Consider the following 11,603-nt stretch of genomic DNA (forward strand, 5'->3'; position numbering starts at 1 on the left):
GATCGCCGCTACCGGGTGCGGGTGCGTCGTGAGGAGGACCTGCCGGACGCGGCGGAGGAGTCGTCCGCCAAGACTTCCGCGGCCTCGGTGTAGGGGGAGCGATGCGCGTTCGAAGGCTGCTGCCGTTCCTTCCCGTCCTGGTGCTGGTTGCGCTGGTCGGCACGCTTGCGGGCGGGCTCATCTGGAACATCGGCAACGTGCCCGAGCCGCTGGTCGGCAGGGAAGCCCCCGACTTCGATCTGCAGCAACTGCGCGACCCGGAGGCGAGATTCACCCGCGCCGACATGCTCGGGGCGCCTGCGTTGGTCAACGTCTGGGCGTCGTGGTGCACGACCTGTCGTCAGGAGCGCCGGACCCTCGTTGCACTCGACCGCATGGGCATCCCGGTCTTCGGCCTGAACTTCCGTGACGAACGGGCTCAGGCCATGGCCTACCTCGACAGCGGGGAGGATCCCTTTGCCGCGGTCGGATTCGATCCGTACGGTCGCGCCAGTGCCGAATGGGGCGCACACGCGACGCCGGTGACCTTCCTGGTCGACCGTCACGGCGTGGTGCGCTTCAAGCATGTCGGCCCCCTGCACAGCGACCTGGTGAACCGGCATCTGATCCCCCTGTACCGGCAGCTGCAGGCCGAGTCCTGAGAGTCCCGCCTGTTCTTCCCGGCTGTGCAACGGTTTTGCCCTTGGCGAGAAAGTCCGCCAACCGTCATGGCCGGCGACCGCCCCTGACGATGAAATGCCGTAAACCGTAGGTCGGGTTAGCCCAAAGGGCGTAACCCGACGGGTCTCGCGCCCGCTCATGGCCGGAAGGCAGCGTGGTCCCCGGTGCGTCGGGTTACGCTACGCTAACCCGACCTACAGAACTGGGCCGTGATTTTTTCGTTAACCCTATTTGATCCACGGAGTCCCGAATGACCCTGTTCTACATCCTTGCCGCTGCCCTGGTGGTCCTGGCTCTGGCGTTCCTCTTCGTGCCCCTGGTTCGCCCGCGCCGCAGCGTTGAGCAGCGTGTCGAAGACCCGGGTGCTGCAACGGGCCTGTCGATCTACCGAAGCCAGTTGGCGGAACTGGATGCCGATCGCCGGAACGGCGTGATCTCCGAGGCCCAGTACAAGGCGGCCCACCTGGATCTCCAGCGCAGCCTGCTGGAGATGTCCGGAAACGAGAATGTACGCGGCGCGGCCGGGCGTTCCTGGCGCTGGCCTGCAGGACTCGGGACGCTGGCGTTGTTGCCGATCCTCGCCGTTCTCATCTACCAGGGCTTCGGCGGCGGCTCGATGGCGCTGGGTCCACCCCAGAGCGGCACGCAGCAGGCAGCCACCGCCGATACCCCGGCGGAGATGGAAATGATCGTCGCCACACTGCGCGAGCGGCTCGATCAGTCACCCGACGACCCGGTCGGCTGGGCTTTGCTCGGGCGAGTCTACAAGGCGATGGGCCAGAACCGGGCGTCGGTACAGGCGTATGCCCAGTCCATCGAGCACGGTGGCAACCACGACGCGGAGATCCTGATCGACTATGCGGATGTCCTCGGAAGTCTGGCCGGCGGAAACCTCGAGGGGCGGCCCCGGGACCTGATCCGTCGCGCCCTGGAAATCGAGCCGAATCACGTGACCGGACTCTGGCTCGCGGGTACCGCCGACTTCCGTGTGGGCAACTATCACGGCGCCCGCGAGCACTGGGCGCGGCTGGCACGCCTGCTTCCGGCCCAATCGGAGGACGGCGCGATCATCCGGGCCAACCTGGCCGAGGTGGACGCGCGCATTGCGGGTCCGGAGTGACATCTTGCCATCAGGCGTCAGGCGTCAGGCGTCAGGCGTCAGGCGTCAGGCGGACACCGAAACGGAAACGCTGCCGAAATAACCATCTATGATTAAACGGTGAAACTCTGTCTGGACAGGTCGGGTCCTGCCCGATGATGTCCGAGGGTCCCTATGATTGGTGGAATGGACCGGTCGCTGCTCTGGCGCATTGGCTTTGCCCTTTCGTTGATCGCGGCGATGGCTCTGCTCGGTATCACCTCTTCGGTGGTGATCGCCGAGAAGGTGCGTGGCGCGGCCACGGCGATCAACCACGCAGGGACGTTGCGCTATTCGACCTACGATGCATCCACCGCCATGCTGAGGCCACCGGGTGCGGACAGTGAGGCGCAACGGCGCGAGATCGAAAGGGCCGTGGACCGGTTCGAGAAACATTATTCGGGCCATCATCTTTCGCGCATGGTGCCAGCGAGCGCCTCGCACCCCGCTCGATTGGCCTACGAGGAGATTGGCGGCATCTGGGAGGCGGACGTTCGCCCCATGCTGCTGAGCGCAATCGGCCGTACCCTGGACGCCGGTGCTTATGCGCAGATGCGCGAAGTGATCGACGATTTCGTGCAGCGGGTGGACCGCATGGTCTTCCTGCTCGAGCAACGTACCGAGGCCCAGGTGCAGGTGCTGCGCATCGCCCAGGGCACCGGTCTGCTGCTGACGCTGCTGATCATCTTCTTCACCGTATGGTTTCTGCGCCGTGACGTGGTGCATCCGCTGCAGGATCTCCTCGCCGGCGCTCAAGCGATGCGCACGGGCGATTTCAGTCGGAGGATCAGGCATACGGGGGACGACGAGCTTGGTCAGCTCGGTGGCGCGTTCAACCTGATGGCACAGGATCTGTCCCGTTCCTACGACGAACTGGAGCAGCGGGTGCAGGACAAGACCCGTGCCCTGGAACACAGCAACCGGGCACTCGAGTTGATGTACCGGTCCCTGAGCCACCTGCACGACGGTACGCTGTCGAGGGCCAACTACACGGAAACCCTGCGCGAGATGGAGAAGCTGCTCGGTTTTGGCAGCGGCAGTCTGTGCCTGCTGGAATCGGACGGCCGCAAGGGCTTCCGCCTGGCTGATTCCGGGCATGAACCCGGTTTCATCGGTCCTCTTTGCCAGCGGCATTCCTGTGCGGACTGTGTCGGGATGACGCACGGCAAGCTGCATCTCGGGGCGAAGAGCAAGGAGGCCGGCGGGCGGATCCTGTCGATTCCGCTCTTCGACGGCGCGGAGGTCCTGGCATTGCTGCAGATGGAGGTGCCCAACGGTGTCGCGCCCGAGCCTTGGCAGTGGCAACTGGTGGAGGCCATTGCGCGGCACCTCGGGATCGCGATTGCGAGCCAACGCAGGGCGATCCAGAGCCGGCGGCTCGCGTTGCTGGAGGAGCGTACCGCCATTGCCAGGGAACTGCATGATTCGCTGGCCCAGGCCTTGAGCTACCTGAAGATCCAGGTGACCCGGGTCCATGCGGCGTCGACTTCAAAGGACACCGCTGAGGTCGACGCGGCATTGCGGGAGCTGCGCGACGGTCTCAATGCCGCCTACCGGCAGCTGCGCGAACTGTTGACGACCTTCCGCATCGGCATCGACGCGGCTGGCCTCAGCTCCGCGCTGGAGGAGACCGTCGCGGGAATCACCGCGCGTGGGCTGCAGTATGTGGAACTGGACAACAAGCTGGCGGATGGCGAGCTCGGCGTCAACGAGGAGGTGCATGTGCTGCACATCATCCGCGAGGCACTGTGCAACGTGCAGCGCCATGCCCACGCCACCCGGGCGCGGGTCACGCTGGACTGGACCCCCGACCAACGCGTGTGTGTTGCCATCGTCGACAACGGAATCGGCCTGCCGGGTGAAACGGGCAAGGCTGATCACTACGGGCTGTCGATCATGCTGGAGCGGGCAGCCCAGTTGAACGGTGACCTGGATATCGGTGCGGCTCCCGAAGGTGGTACGCAGGTCAGGCTCCTGTTTCGGCCGGTTGCTCTGACGGAACCGAAAGGGGATGTTCGTCCAATCGCAGAGGAGGTCAGCTGAAATGCCGGTACCCGTGCGTCTCCTGGTCATCGATGACCATCCCCTGTTCCGCCGGGGTGTTCGTCAGTTGGTGGATATCGAGGGCGGTTTCGAAGTGGTGGGGGAGGCCAGTTCCGGGCCGGAAGGCGTCGAACTCGCGCTGCAGCTGCAACCGGACCTGGTGCTGCTGGATCTGAACATGGAGGGCATGGATGGGAACCAGACGCTCCGGGCACTTCGGGCCGCGGGGTGTACGGCAAGGTTGGCGATGCTCACTGTCTCGGACCAGGAAGAGGACCTGGTCGAAGCGCTGCGCGCCGGTGCGGACGGCTACCTGCTCAAGGACACCGAGCCCGAGGAGCTGTTGCGGCAGCTGCGGCAGATCGTCGATGGGCGCCTGGTCCTGACGGAGGGGCTCACGGAGCACCTTGCGCGTGCCATGCGGCGGCAGGATCAGCCTGCACCGCCCGGGCAACCCAGGTTGACGCCGCGCGAGCGGGAGGTGCTGGACCTGATTGCCAGCGGTCTCAACAACAAGCTGATCGCGCGGGAGCTGGATCTCAGCGAGGGCACCGTGAAGGTGCACGTGAAGCATCTGCTGAAGAAGCTCGGCCTGCGCTCACGGCTCGAGGCGGCGCTCTGGGCGGTCGAGCAACAGAAAAGATAGCCGTTGTCCGATATCGCTCAAGCAGCGGCTCCCGGGAGGTGGGTCGAGATCTCGGGGGCGCGCAGGTGCGGCTCCTGGCGGAAATATCCCGCGAGCTGGAGGTAGATCTCCGGAAGCTCGTCGCGCAGATAGCCAGGCGCGAAGAAGAAGTACTCGCAGGCCACGGCCAGGAATTCCGCAGGATCGGTGGCGGCGTAGGGATCGATCGCCGGCTCCCGGCCGCGCTCGAGCTCCTCGCGCAGGTGTTCGTAGGCCGCGCTGAAGGCGGCAGTCCAGTCCGCCGCGGACATGCTCTCCGGCAGTGGTGGAAAACCGTTGACGTCGCCATTGCCGGCATCGAGGGTGTGCGTCATCTCGTGCACGATCACCGCGCCGTCGGCGGCGATGTCGTTCCAGGACAGGACCACCGGGCCGCGCTCCCAGGCCTCGCCTGCCTGCGGCACGACCGCCTGGTGGTGCACGCCGGCCTCGTCCACCCACTCTTGTTCGGGGGCGAAGGTGTCCGGATAGACCAGCACCGTCTGCCAGTCGCGGTAGGCGTCGATGCCGAGGTGCAGAATGGGCAGGCAGGCGTAGGCGGTGATCATGTTGCGCTGCCAGGGCAGCAGTTCCAGCCCGATTCCCTTGAACGTCTTGCGCGCGAGGAACTGCCCGATGCGTTCGCGCAGCGCGAGCGCCTCGTCGGGTGACAGCAGTTCGATGAACGGCACGCTCGCACACAGTGCGGCCCATTCCGGGTCGTTGAGCGTCACCGGGGCTGCCGGGGCCGGCAACAGGCGCCGTCCCAGGCCTTGGAGCAGGTTGCGCAGATCCTGAATCATTCTTTCACTGTAACCAAAGTGACCGCGCGTGGTCATTGCGGTATGTTCCGCAGCTTTGCGGGTTGGGTAAAGGAATCAATCGTGGCAAGTATGGAAAGCGATCTGCAGCACCTGATGCATCAGCTGGGCGAACGTCTGGTGCCCGCTCAGCTGCGCGGCCGGATCGGGCTGGAGAAGGAGACCCTGCGGGTGCAGACGGCGGGTTCCATCGCCCAGACACCGCATCCCGGCCCGCTGGGTTCGGCGCTGACGCACCCCTACATCACCACGGACTACTCCGAGGCCCTGTTGGAACTGGTGACACCGCCGTTCGACGACGTGCGCGAGACGCTCGGCTTCCTGCACGACCTGCAGGCCTTCGCCGCGGCCCGCATCGGCGACGAACTGCTCTGGGCGACCAGCATGCCCTGCGTCGTCAGCGGCGAGGAGTCGATTCCCGTGGCCCAGTACGGGCACTCCAATGCCGGACGCATGAAGACCATCTATCGCGTCGGGTTGGGTCATCGCTACGGCCGGCTGATGCAGGTGATCGCCGGGGTGCATTTCAATTACTCGCCCCAGCCTGCGTTGTGGCCGGCGCTGGCCGACCTGCGCGGCGAGGCCGACGGCCGCGACTTCCGCGACCGGTGCATGATGGGGATGATACGCAACCTGCTGCGCTTCGGCTGGATGGTGCCGTATCTGTTCGGGGCCTCGCCCGCCGTCTGCAATTCCTTCATGGACGGGCGCGGGGCGAAGCTCGAGGACTTCGACGACGACAGCAGCTATCTGCCGATGGCCACCAGCCTGCGCATGGGCGACATCGGCTACACCAACCGCAAGGAGGCGGATACCGGCATCAAGGCCAACTACAATTCGCTGACCGAGTACGTCGAAAGCCTGCGCTGCGCGATCAGCACCGAGAGCGCAGAGTGGGCGCGCCTCGGCGTGAAGGTGGACGGCGAATACCGCCAGCTGAATGCGAACATCCTGCAGATCGAGAACGAGTACTACAGTTCGGTCCGGCCCAAGCAGCCGCTGGAGCGTTTCGAGAAGCCCACCGAAGCGCTGGAATCGCGCGGCATCGCCTATGTCGAATTGCGTTCGGTGGACGTGAATGCCCAGCACCCGCTGGGGGTGGACGAGAGCCAGTTGCGCTTCCTGGAGGCCTTCTGCCTGACCGCGATGCTGATTCCCAGCGCGCCGCTTTCGGAAACCGCGATGGCGGACATCGACGCGAACCTGCTGGCGGTCGCCCACCGGGGCCGCGAACCGGGTCTGGTCCTGCGCTGCGAGCGTGGACCGGTGCCGCTGCAGGATCTCGCGCGCGAATTGCTGACGCTGATGCGCCCGGTTGCCGCGATGCTGGACCAGGGTCTTCCCGGCGATCCCTACCGCCGTTCGCTCAGCGAACAGTGGGGCAAGGTGGAGCAGTCGGCGCTGACCCCCTCGGCGCGCATGCTCGAGGACATGATGGCGCGGGAGGAAGGCTTTTACCGGTACGCCCGACGTCTGTCCGAGCAGCATCGGGAGGCCTTCCGCAGCAACTGTCCGTTGCCCAGGGAGGCCGAGCTGACCGAACTTGCGCTGCATTCGCTGACCGAGCAGGCCGCGATGGAGGCCAGCGACCGCTATGATTTCGACAGCTTCCTGCAGCGCTATTTCGACGGCAGCCTGGTGGGGCTGTCCGGGGTGCGCACCTTCATCCGGTGACGAAGAGAATATGGAGTGCGGGAGCAAGCTCCCGCTTTGGCCTTTGGGCCTGGCTTCGTGCCGTGAAAGCGGGAGCAAGCTCCCGCACTCCATATCCGCATGCGAAACGCCGGCGGTGCTTCCAGTCATTGTTTGGAATTCTGATCTGTTGGCATGGTCTTTCTGGAAAGGTGGCGGTCTATTGCACCGGTGATCGGCAGGTGTTGATGATGCTTCTCGCCCGAAAGCCGGTCCATGTGTGAGACCGCCCCGTTGCTCTTGACCCTTGAGGACTTCAGCCGATGTACCTAACTGCTTCCCTGCCGGTTCCGATCCCCGGTCCTATGGATGTGCCAGGTTGAAGGCCTTCGCGATCCTCGCGGTGCTGGCCCTGTTGGCGGGTGGCGGCCTCTGGTTCTGGTCGATTCAGGATGGCGGGGTCACCAACGCCAGCCCGGCTGCAGGAACCCCCGCGGTCGACCGGCGTATCCCGGTCCGGCTCGCAACCGCCACGCCGCAGCGTTTCGAGACCGTGCTCGAGTCGCTGGGTACCGCCCAGGCCAATGAGTCGGTGACCATCACCGCATCGGTCACCGCCAACGTGTCCGAGATCGGGTTTCGCGATGGTGACGAGGTCGAGGCCGGGCGGGTTCTGGTGCGACTGGCGTCGGCCGAGGAGTTCGCCGAACAGCGCGAGGCCGAGGTCTGGCTGACCGAGCAACGGAGGGAACTGAACCGGATTCGCGGCCTTGCCGCCGACGGTATCGTGCCCCGGCAGCAGGTCGACCAGCAGCGCTCGCGCGTGGACGAGGCCGAGGCCCGCCTGGGCGCAGTGGAGGCACGCCTGTCCGACCGGGTGATCCGGGCGCCTTTCTCGGGTGTGCTGGGCCTGCGCCGGGTCAGCACAGGGTCGCTGGTCACGCCGGGCACCGCGGTGGCCGAACTGGACGACATTTCGGTGATCAAGGTGGACTTCACGGTCTCCGAACAATACCTGGGCACAATCCGGCGCGGGATGCCGATCGAGGCCCGCAGCATCGCCTTCCGTGACCGTGTCTACCAAGGCGAGATCACGGCGATCAGCACCCGGATCGATGTGGCGACCCGAACGCTGACGGTGCGTGCGGAGATCGATAACGCCGACCGCGAGCTGCGCCCGGGAATGCTGTTGACCACGCGTCTGCCGCTGGATCCCGCGGAGCGGCTCGCGGTGCCCGAGGGTGCACTGGTGGCGACCGCCGACCAGCACTTCGTGTTCGTCGTCGACGCCGACGGCAAGGCACACCGCCAGGAAATCCGCATCGGTCGGCGGCAGCCCGGAATCGTCGAGGTGCTGGACGGGTTGTCCGAGGGCGACCGGGTGGTCGAGGAGGGCACGCTGCGGGTGCGCCAGGGCAGCGAGGTTCGGGTGCTCGGGGAGGACGCGGCATGATCATCTCGGATATCGCCAACCGCCGCCCGGTGCTGGCGGTGGTCTTCAACCTGCTGCTGGTCACCTTCGGCCTGATCGCCTATCAGCAACTGCCGCTGCGCGAGTACCCCGATATCGACGCGCCGATCATCACGGTGCAGGCCGATTACCCCGGGGCCAGCGCCGAGATCATCGAACGGGAAGTGACCCAGCGCCTCGAGGACCGGATCGCAGGGATCGAGGGCATCCGCTACATCCAGTCGTCGAGCCGGGACGGGCGCTCTTCCATCACCGTGGAATTCAGCCTGAACCGCGACATCGACGCCGCCGCCAACGATATTCGGGAGGCCGTGTCCCGGGTGGTGCGCTTCCTGCCCGACGAGGTGGATCCGCCGCAGGTGACCAAGGCCGATGCGGATGCGAATCCGATCCTGTGGCTGAATCTGTCCAGCACGACCATGGATGGCCTGGAACTGGCGGACTACGCGCGCCGCTATCTGGTCGACCGCCTGTCCGTGGTCGATGGGGTCGCATTGGTGCGCCTGGGCGGCGCCAGGCGCTACGCGATGCGCATCTGGGTGGATCGCGAGGCGCTGGCCGCCCGGAGCCTGACGGTCGCCGATATCGAGGACGCCCTGCGCCGGGAGAACGTCGAATTGCCCGCAGGCCGGATCGACTCGCTGGACCGGGAGTTCAAGGTCCGGGTCGACCGCATGTACCGCACCGCCGAGGACTTCGCCAGCCTGGTGATCCAGCGCGCCGACAACGCCCACCTGGTGCGGTTGGGGGAGGTTGCCCAGGTGAACGTGGGGTCGGATTCCGAGCGTACCGAGTTCCGGGGCAACGGCGAGGACATGGTGGGGCTTGGCATCATCCGCCAGGCCAACGCCAACGTGCTGGATGTCGCCAGCGGGGTGAAGCGGGTCGCGCGGGATCTGCAGGAGCAGCTGCCCGACGGCACCTCGCTGGTCGTGACCTACGACAGCTCGGTGTTCATCGAGGGCGCGATCCGCGAGGTCTACATCACGCTGGCGATCGCGACTCTCGCGGTGGTGCTGGTGATCTACCTGTTCCTGGGCAGCTGGCGGGCCACGCTGATCCCGGCGGTTACGGTGCCCGTCGCCATTACCGCGGCCTTCATCGGCATCGCGCTCTTCGGCTTCTCGGTCAACCTGCTGACCCTGCTCGCGCTGGTGCTGGCCATCGGGCTCGTCGTCGACGACGCCATCGTGATGCTCGAAAACATCCATCGGCGGATCGAACGCGGCGAACCAGGGCTGCTCGCGGCCTACCGGGGCGCGCGGCAGGTGGGATTCGCGATCATCGCGACAACTTCGGTGCTGGTCGCGGTGTTCGTTCCGCTCGCCTTCCTCAGCGGCACCGTGGGCAGGCTGTTCACCGAGTTTGCGCTGGCGATCGCGATCGCGGTGGTGTTCTCGAGTATCGTTGCGCTGACCCTTGCACCGGTGCTGTCCGGCCGGCTGATGCACAAGGGCGACGACGAGACCGGCATGGCCCGGATCATCGGCCGCGGCTTCAAGCGCCTGGAACAGGGCTATGCCCGCGTGCTGCAGCGCAGCCTGCCTTATTCCTGGGGTGTGGTTCCGATCCTGGCGCTGAGCCTTGGCGGGGCCTGGTGGCTGTTCAACGAGATTCCCGAGGAGTTCGCCCCGCGCGAGGACCGGGGTGCCTTCTTCATCATGATCAATGGACCGGAGGGCGCCAGCTTCGAATACATGCGCGAGCAGATGGCCGAGGTCGAGCGGCGGATGCTGCCGATGACCGAAGAGGGTGACGTGCGCCGCATCCTGGTGCGCACGCCACGCTCCTTCGGCAACACCGAGGTGGTGAACAACGGCTTCGTGATCGTGATCCTGGAACACTGGGACCGGCGCGATCGTTCGGCCTGGGACATCATGGCGGAGATCAACCGGTCGCTGGGCGAGATCCCCGGCATCCGTGCCAACGCCATCATGCGCCAGGGCCTCTCGGGCGGGCGCGTCGGCGCCCCGGTGCAGTTCGTGATCGCGGGACCCGACTACGATGAACTGGCGGAGTGGGGCCAGGCCCTGCTCGAGCGCGCCGAGGAGATCCCGGGGCTCACGCGGCTCGATCTCGACTACAAGCCCACGCAGCCGCAGATTTCGGTGCGCATCGACCGCGATCGGGCGGCGGATCTCGGGGTCTCGCTGCAGACGGTCGGCCGTACGCTGGACGTGATGCTGGGAGGGCGCAACGTCACCACCTTCATCGACCGCGGCGAAGAGTACGACGTGATCATCGAGGGCCGCTCGGACCAACGGCGGACCCCGGGCGACATCGCGAATCTCTACGTGCGCTCCGACAATGGTGCGCTGATCCCGCTTTCGAGCCTGGTCAGCTACGAGGAGGTGGCCGGGGCCGGCTCGCTGGAACGCTACAACCGGTCCCGCGCGGTGACCCTGACCGCGGCGGTGGAGGAGGGCTATACGCTGGGCGAGGTGCTCGCGGCCCTGGACGCGGCCGCCGCCGAGGTGCTGCCGGCGGAGGCGCGGATCGACTACAAGGGCGAGTCGCTGGATCTGCGCGACGGTACCCAGGCGGTGCTGTTCATCTTCGTGCTGGCGCTGCTGGTGGTCTACCTGGTGCTCGCCGCGCAGTTCGAGAGTTTCGTGCACCCGTTCGTGATCATGCTGACGGTGCCGTTCGCCGTGGTCGGCGCCCTGCTGGGGCTCTATTTCACCGGACAGACGCTGAACATCTACAGCCAGATCGGCATGGTGATGCTGATCGGCCTGGCGGCGAAGAACGGCATCCTGATCGTGGAGTTCGCCAACCAGATGCGCGATGCGGGGCGGGCGTTCGACCAGGCCGTGGTCGAGGCGGCGAGCATGCGTCTGCGGCCGGTACTGATGACCGCACTGACGACGGTGGCCGGAACCATGCCGCTGATCATGGCCACCGGGCCTGGTGCCGAGACCCGGTTCGTGATCGGCATCGCGGTCTTCTCCGGGGTGCTGTTTGCGACCATCTTCACCCTCTTCGTGATCCCCGCCGCCTATGGGTTGCTGGCGCGCCGGACGTCTTCGCCGAAGGCCATGAGCCGGCACATCGACGGCCTGGACGGGCGCATCGAGGACATCGACCGGCAGCGCGAGGGTGGGGTCGCCTAGTGTCCTGCGGGAAGCCCGGTATCTCCTCGGAGGGTCACTCGGGCTTGAACTCCAGCACGGC

At 66.2% G+C, this 11,603-nt stretch carries 8 protein-coding genes; 7 read left to right on the top strand and 1 reads right to left on the bottom strand.

Annotated elements, in window-relative coordinates; genetic code table 11:
* The first annotated feature begins 101 nt into the window (after positions 1-101).
* The 4 genes from EA346_RS02485 to narL all read left to right on the top strand — a co-directional run bounded on the left by EA346_RS02485 (position 102) and on the right by narL (position 4,487).
* A complete protein-coding gene (locus EA346_RS02485) occupies positions 102-641 on the top strand; it encodes a DsbE family thiol:disulfide interchange protein (RefSeq protein WP_296755224.1) in 540 nt (179 codons plus the stop codon).
* Between the two features lie 269 nt (positions 642-910).
* Entirely contained in the window at positions 911-1,780 is an 870-nt protein-coding gene (gene ccmI, locus EA346_RS02490) for a c-type cytochrome biogenesis protein CcmI (protein ID WP_296755227.1), read from the top strand.
* Between the two features lie 165 nt (positions 1,781-1,945).
* A complete protein-coding gene (locus EA346_RS02495; protein WP_296755229.1) occupies positions 1,946-3,841 on the top strand; it encodes a histidine kinase in 1,896 nt (631 codons plus the stop codon).
* A 1-nt stretch (position 3,842) separates the two neighbouring features.
* On the top strand, positions 3,843-4,487 hold the full coding sequence (gene narL / locus EA346_RS02500; protein WP_296755232.1) for a two-component system response regulator NarL: 645 nt from the start codon (positions 3,843-3,845) through the stop codon (positions 4,485-4,487).
* A 17-nt stretch (positions 4,488-4,504) separates the two neighbouring features.
* Here narL and EA346_RS02505 read toward each other — a convergent pair whose 3' ends face one another.
* Positions 4,505-5,308, bottom strand: a complete 804-nt coding sequence (locus tag EA346_RS02505; RefSeq protein WP_296755234.1) for a zinc-dependent peptidase — start codon at positions 5,306-5,308, stop codon at positions 4,505-4,507.
* A gap of 81 nt (positions 5,309-5,389) precedes the next feature.
* Here EA346_RS02505 and gshA point away from each other — a divergent pair, with 81 nt between their 5' ends.
* The 3 genes from gshA (at position 5,390) to EA346_RS02520 (ending at position 11,542) form a co-directional block, all read left to right on the top strand.
* Positions 5,390-7,000: a glutamate--cysteine ligase gene (gene gshA, locus EA346_RS02510; protein WP_296755237.1), complete on the top strand. Its 1,611-nt coding sequence runs from the start codon at positions 5,390-5,392 to the stop codon at positions 6,998-7,000.
* A gap of 337 nt (positions 7,001-7,337) precedes the next feature.
* On the top strand, positions 7,338-8,411 hold the full coding sequence (locus EA346_RS02515) for an efflux RND transporter periplasmic adaptor subunit (protein ID WP_296755239.1): 1,074 nt from the start codon (positions 7,338-7,340) through the stop codon (positions 8,409-8,411).
* Positions 8,408-11,542 carry an efflux RND transporter permease subunit gene (locus tag EA346_RS02520; RefSeq protein ID WP_296755242.1) on the top strand — a complete coding sequence of 1,045 codons (3,135 nt, stop codon included), beginning with the start codon at positions 8,408-8,410 and terminating at the stop codon, positions 11,540-11,542. The genes EA346_RS02515 and EA346_RS02520 overlap by 4 nt, the downstream gene beginning before the upstream one ends.
* The last annotated feature ends 61 nt before the right edge of the window (positions 11,543-11,603 follow it).

Source organism: Thioalkalivibrio sp. (genome assembly GCF_007692535.1).
Taxonomy (GTDB): Bacteria; Pseudomonadota; Gammaproteobacteria; order Ectothiorhodospirales; family Ectothiorhodospiraceae; genus Thioalkalivibrio.

Coding starts and splice junctions, on each gene's coding strand:
- narL (WP_296755232.1), top strand. CDS start 3,843: ATGCCGGTACCCGTGCGTCTCCTGGTCATCGATGACCATCCCCTGTTC.
- EA346_RS02485 (WP_296755224.1), top strand. CDS start 102: ATGCGCGTTCGAAGGCTGCTGCCGTTCCTTCCCGTCCTGGTGCTGGTT.
- EA346_RS02520 (WP_296755242.1), top strand. CDS start 8,408: ATGATCATCTCGGATATCGCCAACCGCCGCCCGGTGCTGGCGGTGGTC.
- EA346_RS02505 (WP_296755234.1), bottom strand. CDS start 5,308: ATGATTCAGGATCTGCGCAACCTGCTCCAAGGCCTGGGACGGCGCCTG.
- ccmI (WP_296755227.1), top strand. CDS start 911: ATGACCCTGTTCTACATCCTTGCCGCTGCCCTGGTGGTCCTGGCTCTG.
- EA346_RS02495 (WP_296755229.1), top strand. CDS start 1,946: ATGGACCGGTCGCTGCTCTGGCGCATTGGCTTTGCCCTTTCGTTGATC.